This is a genomic window from Sphingomonas rustica (genome assembly GCF_039652585.1).
GTDB classification, from domain to species: domain Bacteria; phylum Pseudomonadota; class Alphaproteobacteria; order Sphingomonadales; family Sphingomonadaceae; genus Sphingomonas; species Sphingomonas rustica.
This window is the reverse complement of record NZ_JBDIZK010000001.1, coordinates 33473-50563: the sequence shown is the minus strand read 5'-3', so window position 1 is coordinate 50563 and position 17091 is coordinate 33473. Positions and strand designations below refer to the sequence as shown.

At 68.1% G+C, this 17091-nt stretch carries 17 protein-coding genes; 11 read left to right on the top strand and 6 right to left on the bottom strand.

Annotation, left to right across the window (positions count from 1 at the left end; genetic code table 11):
* Positions 1-35: 35 nt before the first annotated feature.
* On the bottom strand, positions 36-992 hold the full coding sequence (locus TPR58_RS00215) for an isopenicillin N synthase family dioxygenase (protein WP_428835674.1): 957 nt from the start codon (positions 990-992) through the stop codon (positions 36-38).
* A 71-nt stretch (positions 993-1063) separates the two neighbouring features.
* Positions 1064-1558, bottom strand: a complete 495-nt coding sequence (locus TPR58_RS00210; protein WP_346244582.1) for a hypothetical protein — start codon at positions 1556-1558, stop codon at positions 1064-1066.
* 253 nt (positions 1559-1811) lie between these two features.
* On the opposite strand from TPR58_RS00210, the gene TPR58_RS00205 reads away from it, so the two are divergent.
* The 6 genes from TPR58_RS00205 to TPR58_RS00180 all read left to right on the top strand — a co-directional run bounded on the left by TPR58_RS00205 (position 1812) and on the right by TPR58_RS00180 (position 5948).
* Positions 1812-3047: a multidrug effflux MFS transporter gene (locus TPR58_RS00205; RefSeq protein WP_346244581.1), complete on the top strand. Its 1236-nt coding sequence runs from the start codon at positions 1812-1814 to the stop codon at positions 3045-3047.
* A gap of 87 nt (positions 3048-3134) precedes the next feature.
* The gene (locus tag TPR58_RS00200; RefSeq protein WP_346244580.1) at positions 3135-3467 is read left to right on the top strand and encodes a DNA primase; all 333 of its coding nucleotides are present in this window, start codon (positions 3135-3137) and stop codon (positions 3465-3467) included.
* A 53-nt stretch (positions 3468-3520) separates the two neighbouring features.
* Entirely contained in the window at positions 3521-4102 is a 582-nt protein-coding gene (locus tag TPR58_RS00195) for a YdeI/OmpD-associated family protein (RefSeq protein ID WP_346244579.1), read from the top strand.
* A gap of 85 nt (positions 4103-4187) precedes the next feature.
* Positions 4188-4598, top strand: a complete 411-nt coding sequence (locus TPR58_RS00190) for an ExbD/TolR family protein (RefSeq protein ID WP_346244577.1) — start codon at positions 4188-4190, stop codon at positions 4596-4598.
* A 63-nt stretch (positions 4599-4661) separates the two neighbouring features.
* On the top strand, positions 4662-5534 hold the full coding sequence (locus TPR58_RS00185) for an MliC family protein (protein WP_346244576.1): 873 nt from the start codon (positions 4662-4664) through the stop codon (positions 5532-5534).
* 18 nt (positions 5535-5552) lie between these two features.
* A complete protein-coding gene (locus TPR58_RS00180; protein WP_346244575.1) occupies positions 5553-5948 on the top strand; it encodes an acyl-CoA thioesterase in 396 nt (131 codons plus the stop codon).
* Positions 5949-5967: 19 nt separating this feature from the next.
* Here TPR58_RS00180 and ppc read toward each other — a convergent pair whose 3' ends face one another.
* From ppc to TPR58_RS00165, 3 genes are all read right to left on the bottom strand, one after another.
* Positions 5968-8640 (bottom strand): phosphoenolpyruvate carboxylase, encoded by a 2673-nt coding sequence (gene ppc, locus TPR58_RS00175; protein ID WP_346244574.1) that lies wholly within the window; start codon positions 8638-8640, stop codon positions 5968-5970.
* 67 nt (positions 8641-8707) lie between these two features.
* Positions 8708-9202 (bottom strand): nuclear transport factor 2 family protein, encoded by a 495-nt coding sequence (locus TPR58_RS00170; RefSeq protein ID WP_346244573.1) that lies wholly within the window; start codon positions 9200-9202, stop codon positions 8708-8710.
* Between the two features lie 65 nt (positions 9203-9267).
* Entirely contained in the window at positions 9268-9843 is a 576-nt protein-coding gene (locus TPR58_RS00165) for a hypothetical protein (RefSeq protein WP_346244572.1), read from the bottom strand.
* A 263-nt stretch (positions 9844-10106) separates the two neighbouring features.
* Between TPR58_RS00165 and TPR58_RS00160 the strand changes: the two genes are divergently transcribed.
* The 3 genes from TPR58_RS00160 to TPR58_RS00150 all read left to right on the top strand — a co-directional run bounded on the left by TPR58_RS00160 (position 10107) and on the right by TPR58_RS00150 (position 14473).
* The gene (locus tag TPR58_RS00160; RefSeq protein WP_346244571.1) at positions 10107-12584 is read left to right on the top strand and encodes a PAS domain S-box protein; all 2478 of its coding nucleotides are present in this window, start codon (positions 10107-10109) and stop codon (positions 12582-12584) included.
* A 38-nt stretch (positions 12585-12622) separates the two neighbouring features.
* Positions 12623-12958 carry a hypothetical protein gene (locus tag TPR58_RS00155; RefSeq protein ID WP_346244570.1) on the top strand — a complete coding sequence of 112 codons (336 nt, stop codon included), beginning with the start codon at positions 12623-12625 and terminating at the stop codon, positions 12956-12958.
* A gap of 90 nt (positions 12959-13048) precedes the next feature.
* Positions 13049-14473: a cadherin repeat domain-containing protein gene (locus tag TPR58_RS00150; RefSeq protein WP_346244569.1), complete on the top strand. Its 1425-nt coding sequence runs from the start codon at positions 13049-13051 to the stop codon at positions 14471-14473.
* Between the two features lie 24 nt (positions 14474-14497).
* Here TPR58_RS00150 and TPR58_RS00145 read toward each other — a convergent pair whose 3' ends face one another.
* On the bottom strand, positions 14498-15157 hold the full coding sequence (locus TPR58_RS00145) for a hypothetical protein (RefSeq protein ID WP_346244568.1): 660 nt from the start codon (positions 15155-15157) through the stop codon (positions 14498-14500).
* A gap of 208 nt (positions 15158-15365) precedes the next feature.
* Between TPR58_RS00145 and TPR58_RS00140 the strand changes: the two genes are divergently transcribed.
* The gene (locus tag TPR58_RS00140) at positions 15366-16109 is read left to right on the top strand and encodes an SDR family oxidoreductase (RefSeq protein ID WP_346244567.1); all 744 of its coding nucleotides are present in this window, start codon (positions 15366-15368) and stop codon (positions 16107-16109) included.
* Between the two features lie 84 nt (positions 16110-16193).
* The gene (locus tag TPR58_RS00135; RefSeq protein ID WP_346244566.1) at positions 16194-17087 is read left to right on the top strand and encodes an SDR family oxidoreductase; all 894 of its coding nucleotides are present in this window, start codon (positions 16194-16196) and stop codon (positions 17085-17087) included.
* The last annotated feature ends 4 nt before the right edge of the window (positions 17088-17091 follow it).

Below are 17091 nucleotides of genomic sequence, written 5' to 3'. Positions count from 1 at the left end.
TCTAGCCCGTCCGCCCGCGCGAACGGAAGATAGCTTTACTTCTTGACCAGCCCGATCTCGACCAGCCGTTCGTGCAGATAGTCGTGCGCGCTGATCGGCTGGGGATACAGGTTCGGCCGGTCCGCGCCCATGCAGCCGGGCAGCGTCTCGATCATGAAATCGGGCGCGGGATGCAGGAAGAACGGCATCGAATAGCGCGGCACGCCGCGGCGCTCGACCGGCGGGTTGACGACCCGGTGCGTGGTCGAGGGCAGGACATTGTTGGTCAGCCGCTGCAGCATGTCGCCGACATTGACCACCATCGCCCCCTCGGGCGGCTTGACCGGCAGCCACTCGCCGCTGCGGTCCAGCAGCTGAAGCCCCGATTCCTCGGCCCCCAGCAACAGGGTGATCAGGTTGATGTCCTCATGCGCCCCGGCGCGCACTTCCGGCGCGTCCGCCGGCACCGGCGGATAGTGCAGCAGGCGCAGCACCGAATTGCCGTCCTTCACCGCCGGGTCAAACCAGTCGGGCGCCAGCTCCAGATAGCGCGCGATCGCCGACAGCAGCCGGTCGCCGGCCCGGTCGAACGCCTCGAACAGCTCGATGAAGGTGTCGCGGAAGTCGGCGGGCCGGTCGGGCCAGATATTGGCCGCCATCAGGTCGGCAAAGCGATGCCCCTCGGGCAGCGGGCGGCCGATATGCCAGAATTCCTTCAGGTCGACATGCTCGGCGCCCTTCGCGATCTCGGTCTTGTACGGCGTATAGCCGCGCGCGCCGCCGCCGCCCGCGAGATGATAGCGCCGCTTCTCCTCCTCGGGCAGCGCGAAGAATTCGGCGGTCACCTTCCAGGCGCGCTCGATCAGGTCGTGCGGCACGCCGTGATCGCTGACCATTGCGAAGCCGAAGCGCTGGAACGAGGCGCCGAACGCCTGGGCGAAGCCGTCGGGATCCGCATCCTGGTCCTTCATCGAGACCAGCGGGACTTCGGCAAATATGGTATCGGACAACATCTATCTCCGGGGGAGTCGCTATGCCACCGCAGATAGCGCCGGATGCCCCGCGGCGACAAGCACGGCGGCGCTCATGCCCCGATGCGGAGCGACCCCCGCGACTTGTCCGCGCCGTTCGCATCCAGCTGAAGCGTGATCGGCTCGCCCTCGTCGGTCGTTCCGGCCAGCCCGTTGCCCGATGCCGTGACCTTGAACCCGCGCTTCGCCATCGCGTCGCGATACCAGGCCTGGACCGTCGCCAGCGGGGCGGGTGCGTCGAAGCTCAGCTGGACATGGTCCCGGTCGCTTCCGGTCACGTTGCGGGCGGTGTCGGCGGTGATGTTGATGTCGCGGATCGTGGTGCCGGGATAGAGCTTCATCCCGCTGACGTCGAAATCCTTCGCATCGATCTTGAACTGCGGCAGCTTCGCGCTGATCCCGACGCCGGGCGCCTTCACCCGCGTCCGCCCCTCGGCATCGGTGACGATCGCGACATTGCCCTCGCTGTCCGAGATGGTGATGTTGCTTCCCGAACCTCCGCACGCGGCCAGCAGGAGCGGGAGCAGGACGACCGGGGAACGACGCATGGGGGCATCTCGCGCTAGTGTGTTGATACGGCAATACACTAAACCTGCGGCAGCAACGCGTCAACTTCCTCCCCGTCACTCCGCCGCAGGGCCGGAGTCCACCCCATCCTAAATCCCTGATCATCCGCTGGACCTGCCGCCCGGCCGATCCCGGCACCGCGGCCGGGGTGACGAGTTGGCTGTGGCGCGGATACGTCGGATCTCACCGATCAGGGGGGTGACGTCGGCGCCCCGATCCGCCATTGGCCTCGCCATGGACCAGCAGACGACTCTCTCCGCGGATCGCGCGAACCGGGCACCGCTCGGCTTCGCCGAATTCGTGTCGCTGGTGGCGGGCATGATGGCGCTCACCGCGCTCGGCATCGATTCGATGCTGCCGGCGCTGCCCGCGATCGGTGCCACCCTCGACGTGATCGAGCCCAATCACCGTCAATATGTCATCACCTCGTTCCTGCTCGGCTTCGCCTTCGCGCAACTCGTCTACGGGCCGTTGTCGGACCGGTTCGGGCGGCGTCCGGTGCTGCTGGTTGCGCTGGGCGCCTATGTCATCACCTCCGCCGTCGCGGCAGTGTCGGGCAGCTTCGAGCTGTTGCTGATCTCGCGCGCGGCGATGGGCACCGCGGCGGCGGGGGCGCGCGTCGTCACCGTCGCGCTGGTGCGCGACTGTTATTCGGGCCGGGCGATGGCGCGGGTGATGAGCCTGGCGTTCATCGTCTTCATGGCCGCGCCGATCATCGCCCCCAATTTCGGCGAGCTGATCCTGATGATCGCCTCGTGGCGCTGGATCTTCTGGGGCGTCGCGCTGTGCGCGGGCGCGGTGCTGGTCTGGTTCTACCTGCGCATGCCGGAGACGATGGACCCCGCCGCGCGCCAGCCGCTGCGCGCCGGCCGCATCCTGCGCGACTATGGACTGGTGGTGCGCGACCGCGCCGCCGTCGGCTACACGCTGGCCATCACCCTGTTGTCGGGCGGCATGTTCGGCTTCATCGGCTCGATCCAGCAGGTCATGGCCGATGTCTTCCACCGTCCGAAGCTGCTGACGATCATGTTCGCCGCCGTCGCGGGGATGATGGCGGTCGGCGCCTTCCTCAATTCTCGCCTGGTCATGAAGCTGGGGATGCGACGCATCTCGCACACCGCGCTCGCCGGCGTGATCCTGATCGCTGCGGTGCACTTGGCGGTGGCGTGGAGCGGGGCTGAATCGCTCTGGACCTTCGGCATCCTCCAGGGGCTGCTGATGCTGTTCATCGCCCTGTCCAACGCCAATTTCTCGGCGATGGCGATGGAGCGGATGGGCGAGATCGCCGGCACCGCGTCGAGTCTCCAGGGGTTCGTGACGACGCTGGGGGGCGCGCTGGGCGGGGCGGTGATCGGACAGGCGTTCGACGGGACCACGGTGCCGCTCTATATCGGCTTCCTCATCGGCGGGGTCCTCGCGTTCATCGCGATTTTCTGGGCCGAGCGCGGTCGCATGTTCCGCGCAACCTGACGCGTCGCGATTCATCGCAGGGGGACGGAACGAGTCCGCCCCGGCACCGTTCGCGCAGAACGAAACCTGCAGGATTGGAGCGAAGCGATGGGTGGTTATCAGGTCCCCGGCGGCGGCACCGGCGATGATGGGTATGACGAGGACGGCTATGACGAAAGCCAGCGCGCCGAGATACTCGAGGCGACGCGCGACGGCCCGACCGACGGGACGATCCTGACCGATCTCACGCCCGATCTCGGCGACGACGATTCGGAAGACGATCTGAAGATGGTCGACGACGATCTCGGCGAAGAGGATGACGACGCCGATCTCGACGACGAGAGCAAGGCCGAAGACGAGGTCCAGAAGGATTTCGACGAGGACAATCTCGACGATGACGAGGATCTCGACGACGCCGACGAGGACGCGCTCGAACCTTGACCCGCATCTGATCCGGTCCGAACATGACGGTCCAGCCTGCCAGGAGGACCGTCATGGCCCGCGATTCGCGTGTCGACGCCTATATCGAAAGCCGGGCGGGGTTCGCGCAGCCGATCCTCGTCTGGCTTCGCGACCGGGTCCATACTGCCTGCCCGCAGGTGGAGGAGACGATCAAATGGTCGCGCCCCTTCTTCACGCTTCGTGGCCGGCCCTTCGCCAACATGGCCGCGTTCACCGCCCATGTCAGCTTCGGCTTCTGGGATCGAGCGGCGGGCGAGGGTGGGGCGGCGCTGGACGAGCGACGGATCTCGGCGTTCGACGACCTGCCTGACCCGGCGGAAATGGAGGCGCGCATCGCAGCCGCAGCTGCGTTGCGCGACGCGGGACAGGCGCCAAGTCGCGCCGCCCGCCCGCAACGGCCGGAGGCGCAGGTGCCGGCCGATCTGGCAGCCGCGCTTGCCGGCGACCCGGCGGCGGCAGCGACCTTCGCCGCCTTTCCGCCTAGCGCCCGCCGCGACTATTGCGAATGGATCGACGAGGCGAAGCGGGCCGAAACGCGGGCGCGGCGGGTGGGCGACGCCATATCCTGGCTGCACGACGGGAAGCGCCGCAACTGGAAATTCGAGACGCGCTGATCGACCGTCGCAGCGGGCATCGACCCCGCTTCCCTCGCCCGCTGATCGATGTTACGTTACATCATCAACAGTGAGGAGAGGTGCCATGTCCCGTGCCGTGCGTTCCCCGCATCCCGAACCGATGAGCGAGATGAACGTGACCCCGTTCATCGACGTCCTGCTTGTCCTGCTGGTGATGCTGATCCTCACCATCCCGATCGCCACGCACAAAGTGTCGGTCGATCTCCCCAATGGCAGCCCGCCGGTGCAACGCGACGAGACTGCGCACAAGCTGATGCTCGACGCATCCGGCACCGTCCATTGGGATGGCCGCGCGGTCCGCGACTCCGAACTTCCCGCGCTGCTGGCGCCGATGGCGAAGAGCGAGGTCGCGGTGCTTCATTTCCAGACCGATCCCGAAACCCGCTACGAACGATTCGATCAGGTGCTGGCGCTGGTGAAGCGCGGCGGCGTCACCCGGCTCGGCTTTGTCGGCAACCAGCCGTTGGCGGACTGACGCGCCGCGGAACGACGCATCCGATCCCTGCGTTCGAGCGGTGGCTCGATCGGTGAGGTTCGGATGCGTCTTTCCCTGCTGCTGTTTCCCGGCGCGCTGGCCGCCTGTTCGCCCGGCGGCAACGACGTCCGCAGCGATGACGAGGCCACCGGCGTCAATGTCGATGCGATCGATGATGCCAATGACCGTCCGGCGCCGCGTCCGGCGGCACCCGACTCGCCAGCGCCCGGCGCGGTGCCGGCGGTCCCGGTCGACGTCCCTTCGTCCGACCCGCCCGGCGTCGACGAAAGGGCCGAGGGGGCTGCCAGGGTCGTGCAGACCTATTACGCCCTGCTGGGCGCCCGCAATTACGAACGCGCCTGGGCGATGTGGGAGAATCCCGACCTGTCGATCGGCGCGTTCGAGGAGAGCTTTCGCAACTATCTCGACTATCGCGCCAGGGTCGGCGCTCCCGGTCGCATCGATGCCGGTGCCGGCCAGCGATCGGTCACCGTGCCGGTCGAGGTCTATGGCCGCCTGCGCGACAACCGCCCGTTCCGGATGCAGGGCAGCGTGGTGCTCCACCGCACCGTCGCCGACGGCGCGTCCGATGCCCAGCGCCGCTGGCGGATTCGCGCAAGCGACCTCCAGCCGCGTCCCGACGACGTCCGGCCCACGCCGCAGCCCTCGCCCGGCCCGACGCGCGCGGTCGAGGACAATCGCGGCACCGCGCGCTATCGCTGCATGGACGGCTCGCGCGTGTCGGTCGCCTATGATCCCGACAATCGCCGCGCCACCGTCAGCAGCGCGGGGAAGCGCGTTGCCACGCTCGCCTTCCAGCCGGGGGCATCGGGCATTCGCTATTCGGGCAACGGCTATGACTGGCGCGGCAAGGGCGAGTCCTTCACCTGGACCCAGCCGAACCTGCCGCCGCTGGCTTGCAAGGCGATCCGCTGATCGGCCACAAGCGTCCGCATGACCCGCTTCTCGCGCCAGATCACCGCCGTCGCCGACGACATCGACATCCTCGGTCACGTCAACAATGCCGTCTGGGTGAAGTGGATTCAGGACATTGCGGTCGCGCACTGGGACTCGCTTGCGCCCGAACAGTATCGCGAGGCGACCGTCTGGGTCGTGACCCGGCACGAGATCGACTATCGCGGCAACGTCGTCGAGGGCGAGACCGTGACCGGCGAGACCTGGGTGCCCGATCCGCCGCGCGGTGCCCGCTTCGATCGCCGCGTGCGCTTCACCGGCGCCGACGGCAAGGTGAAGGTCGAGGCGCGCTCGACCTGGGCGGTGATCGACCGCGCCAGCGGCCGGCTGATGCGTGTGCCGGCCGACCTGGCCGAGATTTTCATCGAACGCTGAACGCGCCGGGCGCGGCGTCTCAGCCGCTGTTGCGCAGAGCCGTCGCGATCGCGTTGATCGACAACAGGATGCCCTCGCCGATCCGCGCATCCTCCTCGCCCGCGCGGTGCCGCTTCAGCAGCTCGATCTGCAGCAGGTTCAGCGGCTCGATATAGGGCAGGCGCAGCAGGATCGACGATTCCAGCGCCGGGTTCTTCTCCAGCAGCCGCGTCTGGCGCGTCACCTGCAACAACCCGTCATGCGTCGCCTGCCACCCGTCGCGGATCCGCCCGAACACCGTGTCGCGCAGCCCCTCGTCCTCGACCAGCGCGGCATATTTGGCCGCGATCGCCATGTCCGACTTGGCCAGCACCATTTCCATGTTCGCCAGCATCGACGCGAAGAACGGCCAGCCCTCGGCCATCTCGCGCAGCAGTCCCTTGTCCTCGAACTGCTGGAACGCCGCGCCGACGCCGTACCAGCCCGGCAGCATCACCCGCGCCTGCGCCCAGCTGAACACCCACGGAATCGCGCGCAGATCCTCGATCGCGTCCGATTTCTTGCGGCTGGCCGGGCGCGATCCGATCTTCAGCCCGCTGATCTCGGCGATCGGCGTCATCTGGCGGAAGAACTGGCGGAAGCCCTCGGTCTCGTAGACCAGCCCGCGATAGGCCTTGAACGCCGCCTCCGACAGGCTGTCCATCGCCGCGGCGAAGCGCGCGGCATCCGCCGGCGCCAGCTTCTCCGGCTCCAGGCTGGCGAGCAGGGTCGCGGAGGTCACCGCCTCCAGGTTCGTCATCGCGCCCGCGCGCGTGCCGTATTTCGCCGCGATCACCTCGCCCTGCTCGGTGATGCGGATGCGCCCCTGCACCGTCCCCTTGGGCTGGGCCAGGATTGCCGCGAACGACGATCCGCCGCCGCGGCCCACCGAACCGCCGCGCCCGTGGAACAGCTGCATCGCCACGCCTGCCTTCTCGAACACCGGCGCCAGCGCGGTCGATCCGCGGCTCAGCTGCCAGGTCGAGGTCAGGTAGCCGCCGTCCTTGTTGGAATCGGAATATCCGATCATCACTTCCTGATGGCCGCGCTTGCCGGCGATCGCCGCCACCTCGGGCAGCGCCAGCCACGCCTCCATGATCCCCGGCGCGCTTTCCAGGTCGCCGATCGTCTCGAACAGCGGGATCGCCATGATCTCGGCGCGCGGCGGCTCGCCCGGGACGTACAGCCCCGCTTCCTTCAGCAGGACATGAACCTCCAGCAGGTCGGACACCGACTGCGCCATCGACACGATATAATGGGTGATGCACCCCTTGCCGTATTTCGCATGCGCACCTGCCGCGGCGCGCACGATCGCCAGTTCGGACGCGGTCTCTTCCGAATAATCGGCATAGGGGCTGGTCAGCAGCCGCGGGCCGGCTAGCTCGCCGCGCAGCAGCGCGACGCGCGCGTCCTCGTCCAGCGCGGCATAATCGTCGCACACGCCCGCCGCCTTCAGCAGCTCGGCGATGACCCGCTCGTGCACCGCGCTGTTCTGGCGCATGTCCAGCGTCGCCAGGTGGAAGCCGAACGTCTCGACCGCTCGGATCAGCCGTCCCAGCGCCCCGCCGCTGGCCAGCGGGCCGCTGCCGCCATTGGCCAGGCCGTGGGCCACCGCCGCCAGCTCGACGCGCAGTTCCGCCGGATTGGCATAGGGGTCCGCCGCGATCGGCGCGGGGCGCGGCGGCTGTTTGCCGGTCAGCGCGACATGCGTCGCCGACAGCCGCGCATAGATGCCCGACAGCGCCCGGCGATAGGGTTCGTCCGATCGGCTCGCGGCGGTGTCGTGGCTCGCCTCGGCCAGCGCCAGCACCTCGCCCGCCACCTTGGCATGCTCGGTCGAGATCGACAGCTCGGCGCCCAGCGCGTGGACCTGCTCCAGATAATGCGCCAGCACGGTCTCCGCCGCGCGCGACAGCGCCAGCTGCATCGACTCCGCGGTCACGAACGGATTGCCGTCGCGGTCGCCACCGATCCAGCTGCCCGCCTTCAGGAAGCTTGGCGCCCGCTCGCCCAGCGCGCGGTCCCAGCGCGCATACAGCGCGGGGAGCACCGGCAGGAACACGTCGCGCAGATAGGACAGGGCAGTCTCGACCTCGTCCGCCACGCCCAGCTTCTCGCGGCGCAGCACCCGGGTCTGCCACAGCAGCGCGATCTGGCGCAGGATCGCGTCGTCGATCCGGTCGCCATCGCTCGTCTCTTCCCGGCCGCCGTCGCGCAGCGCCATCAGCTCGGCGATGCGGTTCTTGTGGTCGATCATCGACTTGCGCCGCACCTCGGTGGGATGCGCGGTCAGCACCGGCACGATCAGCGCATGGTCGAGCAGGTCGATCACCGTCTTGCGCGCGATGCCGTCCGCCTTCAGCCGCGCCAGCGCGCTCGCCAGGTCGGCATCCTTCTCGCTCTCGACGCCCTGCCGGTCCTCGGCCAGGTTGGCGAGCAGCGAGAACAGCATGAAGCCGCGCGTGAAATCCAGAGTCTCGTCCAGCGTCAGCCGGTCCAGCCCGGGATCGACCGCATCGGCGCCGACGACGCCGCGATGCCGATCGACCGAGGCCGCGCGTATATATTCGATCCGCCGGAACAGTTCGTCCCCGCCATAGGCACGGATCACGTCGCCCAGCAGGCGTCCGAGGAAGCGGATGTCGGGATTGTTCGCGGGTCGCTGACTTGCCATGGCCATTTGCTGCATCGCAGCGCGCAGCCGGTCAATGCACTTCTTCTAGCCGGCCGGATTAGATGGGCTAGGGGGCGGGTGCGTCGGTTCCCGCCGGCCGTTGTTCCTCTGGCGTCGCGGCGCGGTGGCCATAGCTGAGCACGCTGGTGACGCGCCAGCGACCATCCTGCTTCGCCCACACCATCACGAATTTGGCGATCCCGTCGCAACGGCCTGTCGCCAGTTCGCAGAAGCGATGCTCGCCTTCCTCGATCGCGCCATAATCCCTGATCGGATAGATGCGCAGGCTGGCGGTGATCAGCTCGCGCCGCACCTTGCCGCAGATATAGGCGCGCACCCCGTCGACCATCGCGTCGCGATCGAAGGTGGCACCCCCGGTATCGTGATAAAAGGCGACCTTCGGATCGAAATAGCCGGCAAAGACCGGAAGGTCGCAACGATTATAGGCGTCGAACACCCTGGTATCGAGCGCGGCGATCTCGGTCGTCAGGGCGTCGGGCGACGGATCGGAGGGGGCGGCCGGTAGAGCCGCGGCAAGCGCGAGGGCGAACACGATGCTCATGCACGCGGTTATTCCCCACCTCGGACCACGCTGCAATCGATCAGTCGCGATGCCCGCTCGATGGATTATGCAGCCGTGCCGATGCCCGAGGGTTCCGTCGCGGCGGTATCGGCGCGAACCATCGGGATCGTGCCCAGCTTCGACTTGATGCGCGGATTGTCGTCGCGCGAGATCTCGCAACCGGCAATGCCCATGCCGATCCGGATGACCACGGTCTCGGCATTGCCGACCGTGAAGCCGAACGGCGGCTGGCCCTTGCCCGCGACCTTGGCGACCAGCTGGTGCTCACCCGGCACCACCGGCACCACGACCGATTGCGGGCTCTTGAGCTGGGCATGGGGAACGCCGTCGATCAGGATGTCGAAGCCGGACAGTTTCGCGACGAAGCCTTCGCGATAGACGATCACGCGACCGCCGGTCGCGGGCGTGTCGCCCAGCACCCGTGCCCGCTCGGCATCGCTCAGCTTCTCGACGCTGCGATTACGACGCAGACCATTGTAGATCAGGTAACCGATGAACCCGAACAGCGCGATCGCCGCGACCTGCGCCAGGCCCGAGGTCAGGATGTTCACGCCGACATAGGCGCCCACAACGGCGCCCACGATCGCCAGGAGGATGATGACCGGCTTGGATTTCAACATGACGTGCCCCGTAATGATCCTGAGAAATGCCCCGCTCAAACGGCACGACCGCCGATATTGTTCCGCTAGGGAAACGGGTGTTCGTTGCGCCGGGCTCGCGCCCGACCCGCATCTCGGCGGCGGGGGTCGAGCCGCTTTTCCAGGCCGCGGCACCTTGCAAAAATCCCGATGTTCAGCCGCACTCCGGTCGGCTAAATCGCTGTTTTGTCGCAGTCTGCGGGGTGCCTGGCCCCGCTTCCAGTTCACAGGGTTTGCCCGATCCGATGTCCCAGCTCTCCTCGCCGCTTCGATCCGGGATCGCGAGGCCGACCTTTCTCAATGGCGGCGGCGCCTGCGCCGATCTGATCGCGGCGAAGGACTGGTCGGCCACGCCGCTCGGCCCGATCGAGGGATGGAGCAGCGCGCTCCGTACGGCGACCGCGATCCTGCTGCGCTCGCCCGTGCCGATCGTGATGCTGTGGGGCGAGGACGGGGTGATGCTCTACAACGACGCCTATTCGGGCTTCGCCGGCGGTCGTCACCCTGACCTGCTCGGCTCCAATGTGCGCGAGGGCTGGCCCGAGGTCGCCGATTTCAACGACAATGTGATGAAGGTCGGCCTGGCCGGCGGCACGCTCAACTACCGCGATCAGGAACTGACCCTGTATCGCCACGGCCAGCCCGAACAGGTCTGGATGGACCTCGACTATTCGCCCGTGCTGGACGCGCGCGGCGATCCGGCCGGCGTGATCTGCTTCCTGGCCGAGACGACCGAGCGCGTCGCCGCCGAGCGGCGGTCGGCGTTCCTCCTGACGCTGTCCGACGCGCTTCGCCCGATCGGCACCCCGACCGAGATCACCAGCCTGGCCGCCGACCGGCTGGGTGCGTATCTCGGCGCCAGTCGCGTCTTCTATGCCGCGATCGCCGATGGCCGGATGACGGTGGAGCGCGACTTCTCGCAAGGGGTCGGCTCGATCGTCGGCGAACATGTCCTCGACGGCTTCGGCCCCGACCTGCTCGGCGCCTATCGCATCGGCAAGCCGGTGGTCGCCAGCGACGTGACGACCGACCCGCGGCTGGGCGACGTCGCGCGCGCCGGCCTGGCCTCGCGCGAGGTCGGCGCATTCGTCGACGTGGTGCTGTTCGAGGAAGAGCGCTGGGTCGGCCTGCTGGCGGTGCAGAGCGCGACGCCGCGCCACTGGACCGCCGCCGAGCAGAACCTGATCCAGGAAGTCGGCGAGCGGGTGAAGGTCGCGGTCGAGCGTGCCCGGGCGGAGCGCGACCGGCTCTGGACGCTGTCGCAGGACATGCTCGCCCGCGCCGATTTCAGCGGCATGATGTCGGCGGTCAGCCCCGCCTGGACCACCATCCTGGGGTGGAGCGAGACCGAGCTCCTGACCCGCGGCTACGCCACCTTCATGCATCCCGAGGACATGCCGCCCACGCTGGCGGCGATCGAGCGGATGGCGGAGACGCGCCGCCCGACCCGGTTCGAGAACCGCATCGCCACCCGCGACGGCGGCTGGAAGCATATCGAATGGACCGTCGCGCCCGAGCCCGACGGGATCAACTTCGTCGCCGTCGGCCGCGACCTCAGCGATGCCAAGACGCGCGAGGCCGAACTGCGGCTGGCCCAGGACGCGCTGCGCCAGAGCCAGAAGATGGAGGCGATGGGCAGCCTGACCGGCGGTGTCGCGCACGACTTCAACAACCTGCTCACCCCGATCATCGGTTCGCTCGACCTGCTGGTGCGCAAGGAACTGGGGAGCGATCGCGAGCGCCGCCTGATCGAGGGCGCGCTGCAATCCGCCGAACGCGCCAAGACGCTCGTGCAGCGCCTGCTCGCCTTCGCCCGCCGCCAGCCGCTCCAGGCGACTGCGGTCGATGTCGGCCAGCTGATCGACAGCCTGACCGGCCTGCTGGACTCCACGCTGGGTCCCGCGATCGATCTGCGGGTCGAGCTCGACGGGGACATGCCCCCGGCAAAGGCCGACATGAACCAGCTCGAAATGGCGTTGCTCAACCTAGCGGTCAACGCGCGAGACGCGATGCCCGACGGCGGCGCCCTGACGCTCTCGGCGCGTCGCGAGCGGATCGAGCAGGGGCATGACAGCGGACTGCCGGCCGGTCACTATATCCGTCTGGGCGTCGGGGACACCGGCATCGGCATGGATGCCGACACGCTCAAGCGTGCCGCCGAACCCTTTTTCTCGACCAAGGGCGTCGGCAAGGGCACCGGCCTGGGCCTGTCGATGGTCCATGGCCTTGCGGCGCAGCTGGGGGGCCAGCTCACCATCGACAGCGCACCCGGCCTCGGCACCACCGTAACCCTGTGGCTCCCGATCAGCGATGCCGCGGTCGAGGAGGATCGCGCGCCCGCCATTCTCGTGCCCGATCGCAAGCGCGTGGGCACCGCACTGCTGCTCGAGGACGAGGAACTGGTGCGGATGAGCACCGCGCACATGCTGATCGACCTCGGCTATGACGTCATCGAGGGCGCCTCGGCGGAGGAGGGGCTCCACCTCATCCAGAACGGGCTGGCGCCCGATCTGGTCGTCACCGATCACCTCATGCCCGGCATGACCGGCGCCCAGCTGGCCCGCCGGCTCAGGACGGTGCGCCCGGCGCTTCCCGTGCTGATCGTCTCGGGCTATGCCGAGGAGGAGGGGATCGACCCCGACCTGCCTCGCCTGACCAAGCCGTTCCGCAGCGGCGAACTCGCCGCCAGCCTTTCCGCCCTGTCCTTCGCACCGCCGGCCTGACCTGCCGGCGTCACGACCGCCCCATCGGATCCAGCACCATGCCCCGCAGAAACCACGACCCCTATGCCGGCCTGACCCGCGACGAGGACGAGGCCGCGCCCCCGCCGGTGCCGTGCTGGCTGTGCGGTCGTCCCACCGGCACGACGATCGTCTGGCACCACCCGGTACCCAAGAGCCGCGGCGGCCGAGACGTCGTGCCGATGCACGGCATCTGCCAGCAGACGCTGACCGCCAACTTCACCAATTCCGAACTCCAGCGCTACGGCATGGACGTCGACCTGCTGCTGGCGAATCCCAATGTCCGAAAGTTCGTCGACTGGGTCGCGAAGAAGGACCCGGACTTCACCGCGACGATCACGAAGAAGCAGCGCTGAGGCGCGCGTCCGCCGACCATTACGGATACAACTCCAGTTGCCTGTTATCACCCCGCGTGTGAGGCGCGGCATGCAAGGGGAGTAAAATAAATGGTTCGAAAGGCGATGTTGCGAAGGAACGGGGCGTTCGCACTGGGCTTGGGCCTGCTCGCGATGACGGGAGGATGCTCGGGCGGCGATGGGCCCACGCCTGCGCCAACCCCTACACCGACCAACCGCGCGCCTGCCTTCACCTCCGCCGCCACCGTATCGGTTTCGGAGAATAAGGCCGGCGCGGTTTATACCGCAACCGCTACCGATGCTGATGGCGATCCGGTCACCTTTTCCATCTCCGGCGGAACCGATGCCGGCGCCTTCACACTCGCCAGTGGCGTACTCACCCTGGTTTCCGCTGCAAATTTCGACCGGCCGACAGACGCCAATGCGGATAATGTCTACAATGTCACGCTGACTGCGGCGGATGCGAAGGGCGGGTCGACTGCACTTGCGCTCAATGTCCAGATCACCAATGATCACGAAGGGGTCAACCTGGTTCGGGTCGCGGCCGGGTTTGGCGCGGACGCTGTCATCGCGCCGCTTTCCAGGAAAACCGGGTTGATCGCGATTTCGCAGGACGGCACGGCACGGCTGGTCGACGCCGCCAGCGGCGCGCTCACGACGATCACCAATGTCTTCAAGCCGGGCGAAAACGGCCGTGTGCTCGCCGTCGCCGAGTTCAACACCTTTGGCGTCGCAATGCTCGACATCGATGGCGTCGGTGTGATTTTGCGAACCATCCTGCTGTCTGACTCGCGCGCGCAATTTGTACTCGAGGACGATGTTGCCGGCCCCTCGACGATGAAGCCCCGGGGAACCTTATTCGTGGGGGGCGATGGCTTTCTCTACGGCGCCCTGGGTGACCCGTCCGGCAACTTCGCCAAGGATTCGGAGGCGGGCCACGGCAAGTTCTATCGTGTAGAGATCGACCCCTATTGCGGTGCGTCGTTTCTCACCTATTGCATGTACGCCGAGCAATCCGGCGACGGAGTGCACGCCCCCGCTGGCGGCGGCGGCTACGCGGGCAAGAGCTTCCTGCTCGACCGCGGTACCGACAAGCAGGAAGAGGTCAACTTTTTCGACCAGCGGGCCGAACCCGACTTTGGCTGGCCGTTTCGTGAAGGAACGATCGAGCGTGTCGCCAACCCGCCGGCAGTCGGCATCGTCCCTTCACTGATCTATCCTCACGGAACTGGCTTCTTCGCTGGAAGCGGGCTGACGGGTGGCATGCTATATGGGGGCTCGATCGCCAGTATCGACGGTCGCGTGTTGCTGACGGATGAGGCGGGACGAATCTTCGCTTTTCCCGCGACGCTGCTTGGCGACGGCGCGGTTCATCAGGCCAGCGAAATGGAAAACCGGACTGCCGATTTCGCCCCTGCGTCAGGTGCAATCGAGCGACCCGTGGCCATCCTTCGCGACTTTGCCGGCCGGCTGTTCGTGCTCGACGGCGATGGCGAGCTTTACGGGACCAGTTGATGCACGGCCGGGCGTTCGCGGTAGTTAGCGGGCGTCGTTCGGGACCGGGCGCGCGGGCGCTTTGCCCAGGCAGGCACTCAGCGCCCTTCCGATGTCGCCGGTGGCCGGCTGGCATCCCAGCGCCTTCAGCGCCAGCTCGCCAAACATGGTCATCGCTGCGCGCTGCGCCGGCGTGAGCGGGGTGAAGGCGCGCGGGCAGTCGATTCCGCCGGCCGACCGCACCTTCCCATGGTCCGCCGCCTCGAAATAGACGGAGTCGCCATGGCAGGCGGTCGTCGGCGCGGGTCCCGGCTTCGGCGGGGCAGGGCGGGGCTCGGCGAACACCGCGTCGTCCTGCGCGACCACCTCGGCCCATGCCGATCGATCGACCGCCATCCGCTGCACGGGACCGGAGTTGCTAATTAGCGAGAGAAGCACCTCGCCCGATGCCGTCCGCTCCAGTTCCATCACCGGCGGCCGCACCGGCACGACCCCGCGGATCAGCACCCGGCGCACGCTCCGTCCGCTCGCGGCGACCACGTCGATCGAGGGTGCCCCCGCCTTGACGAACTCGGCCTTTCGGAACGCCTCCAGCCGGGCGAGCGTCGCGCGAAACGCGTCCGGGTCACGCTCCTGCGCAGCGGCGGGCAGGGCGATGCAGAGCGCTGCGATCGCAACGGAAAGGAGGCGCCGACGGCGTGGCATCGGCCCAGCCTAGGCCCGCCTGCCGCATCGGGCAATGTCCCTGGTTTCGCCGCGCCGGCACTGCGGATTGGCGGGGACTGGCGCGCCGCGGTCCGGTGCCTTCCCGTCCATGCTGACGCGACAAAAGGTCGCGGAACGGGGCGCTGCGCCATGCGATTCTGCTGCCGTCCGATCGGGCCCGCCCCGACCATGATCCGAAGGAGACGAGATGAAGACGAGCGGCAACACCATGCTGATCACCGGCGGCGGTTCGGGGATCGGAGAGGCGCTGGCCCATCGGTTCCACGATGCCGGCAACACCGTCATCGTCGCGGGCCGCCGGCTCGACGCGCTTCAGGGCACGATCGCGGGTCGCGAAAAGATGCACGCGATCGAACTCGACGTGACCAGCGCCGAGGGCATCGCCGACTTCGCCAGCCGGCTGGTCGAGGCGCATCCCGAGGTGAACGTGCTGGTCAACAATGCCGGCATCATGCGGTCCGAGGCGCTCGACCGGAAGCGCGACCTGGGCGATGCGGAGGCGACGATCGCCACCAACCTGCTCGGCCCGATCCGGCTGATCGACGCGCTGGTCGAGCATCTCGCGGCGCAGGGCGATGCCGCGATCGTCAATGTCAGCTCGGGCCTCGCCTTCGTGCCGCAGGTCGGCTCTCCGACCTATAACGCGACCAAGGCGGCGATCCATTCCTACACCCTGTCGCTGCGCCACGCGCTGAAGGGCAAGGTCGAGGTGATCGAGCTGGTGCCGCCGGCGGTGCAGACCGGGCTGACCCCCGGCCAGGAAACCCGCGAAGGCTATCTCCCGCTCGAGCCCTTCATCGACGAAGTGATGCGGCTGTTCCTCACCGTCCCCACGCCGCCCGAGATCCTGGTCGAGCGCGTCGGCTTCCTGCGCAATGCCGAGCGCGAGGGCCGGTTCGACGAGACCTTCGCCACGCTGAACAAGGGCTAGGGCAACCCGCCACCCGCCATCCGCAAACCGCCCGCGCGGCGGATCGAAGCCGTGCGTCCGCACGCGAACCGACAGGAGCAATTCATGCGACAGATCATCCTCGTGACCGGCGCGTCCAGCGGCTTCGGCCGCATGATCGCCACCGGCCTCGCCCGGGCGGGGCACACCGCCTATGCCTCGATGCGCGAGACCCGGGGCAAGAATGCCGGCACCGTCACCGACATCGCCGGACAGGCGGCCAAGGAAGGCATCGACCTGCGCACGATCGAGCTCGACGTGCAGGACGAGGGATCGATCGCCGCCGCGGTCGATGCGATCATCGCCGATCATGGGCGCATCGACGTGCTGGTCCATAATGCCGGCCACATGGTCTATGGCCCGGCCGAGGCCTTTTCGCCCGATCAGCTCGCCCGGCAATATGACGTGAACGTGCTCGGGACCCAGCGGGTCAACCGGGCGGTGCTGCCGCACATGCGTCAGGCGCGCGACGGCCTGCTCGTCTGGGTGTCCAGCAGCAGCGTCGCCGGCGGCGTGCCCCCGCTGCTCGGCCCCTATTTCGCGGCCAAGGCCGGAATGGACGCGCTCGCCGTCTGCTATGCCAAGGAACTGGCGCCGTTCGGGATCGAGACGGCGATCGTCGTCCCCGGCGCCTTCACCAAGGGGACCAACCATTTCCAGCATGCCGGCGAGCCTGACGACAAGGGTGTGACCGATGCCTATGTCGCCGGCTATCCCGACGGCTTCTTCGACCGGATCCGCGAGAAGCTGGCCGGGACGGTGCCCGAGGATGCCGATCCCGACGCGGTCGGCCGCGCGGTGGTCGACATCGTCGCCCGGCCCAGGGGCAGCCGCCCGCTCCGCACCATGATCGACCCCGCCAGCGACGGGGCCGCCGTCACCTTCGCGGTGATGGACCGGGTGCGCGAGCAGTTTCTCGACCGGATCGGCGTTCCCGACCTGCTTCACCCCTCCCGATGACCGC

What these genes read in the sequence shown, in the direction of transcription:
- TPR58_RS00215 (WP_428835674.1), bottom strand. Translation starts at nt 992, where the DNA reads ATGTTGTCCGATACCATATTTGCCGAAGTCCCGCTGGTCTCGATGAAG.
- TPR58_RS00210 (WP_346244582.1), bottom strand. Translation starts at nt 1,558, where the DNA reads ATGCGTCGTTCCCCGGTCGTCCTGCTCCCGCTCCTGCTGGCCGCGTGC.
- TPR58_RS00205 (WP_346244581.1), top strand. Translation starts at nt 1,812, where the DNA reads ATGGACCAGCAGACGACTCTCTCCGCGGATCGCGCGAACCGGGCACCG.
- TPR58_RS00200 (WP_346244580.1), top strand. Translation starts at nt 3,135, where the DNA reads ATGGGTGGTTATCAGGTCCCCGGCGGCGGCACCGGCGATGATGGGTAT.
- TPR58_RS00195 (WP_346244579.1), top strand. Translation starts at nt 3,521, where the DNA reads ATGGCCCGCGATTCGCGTGTCGACGCCTATATCGAAAGCCGGGCGGGG.
- TPR58_RS00190 (WP_346244577.1), top strand. Translation starts at nt 4,188, where the DNA reads ATGTCCCGTGCCGTGCGTTCCCCGCATCCCGAACCGATGAGCGAGATG.
- TPR58_RS00185 (WP_346244576.1), top strand. Translation starts at nt 4,662, where the DNA reads ATGCGTCTTTCCCTGCTGCTGTTTCCCGGCGCGCTGGCCGCCTGTTCG.
- TPR58_RS00180 (WP_346244575.1), top strand. Translation starts at nt 5,553, where the DNA reads ATGACCCGCTTCTCGCGCCAGATCACCGCCGTCGCCGACGACATCGAC.
- ppc (WP_346244574.1), bottom strand. Translation starts at nt 8,640, where the DNA reads ATGGCAAGTCAGCGACCCGCGAACAATCCCGACATCCGCTTCCTCGGA.
- TPR58_RS00170 (WP_346244573.1), bottom strand. Translation starts at nt 9,202, where the DNA reads ATGAGCATCGTGTTCGCCCTCGCGCTTGCCGCGGCTCTACCGGCCGCC.
- TPR58_RS00165 (WP_346244572.1), bottom strand. Translation starts at nt 9,843, where the DNA reads ATGTTGAAATCCAAGCCGGTCATCATCCTCCTGGCGATCGTGGGCGCC.
- TPR58_RS00160 (WP_346244571.1), top strand. Translation starts at nt 10,107, where the DNA reads ATGTCCCAGCTCTCCTCGCCGCTTCGATCCGGGATCGCGAGGCCGACC.
- TPR58_RS00155 (WP_346244570.1), top strand. Translation starts at nt 12,623, where the DNA reads ATGCCCCGCAGAAACCACGACCCCTATGCCGGCCTGACCCGCGACGAG.
- TPR58_RS00150 (WP_346244569.1), top strand. Translation starts at nt 13,049, where the DNA reads ATGGTTCGAAAGGCGATGTTGCGAAGGAACGGGGCGTTCGCACTGGGC.
- TPR58_RS00145 (WP_346244568.1), bottom strand. Translation starts at nt 15,157, where the DNA reads ATGCCACGCCGTCGGCGCCTCCTTTCCGTTGCGATCGCAGCGCTCTGC.
- TPR58_RS00140 (WP_346244567.1), top strand. Translation starts at nt 15,366, where the DNA reads ATGAAGACGAGCGGCAACACCATGCTGATCACCGGCGGCGGTTCGGGG.
- TPR58_RS00135 (WP_346244566.1), top strand. Translation starts at nt 16,194, where the DNA reads ATGCGACAGATCATCCTCGTGACCGGCGCGTCCAGCGGCTTCGGCCGC.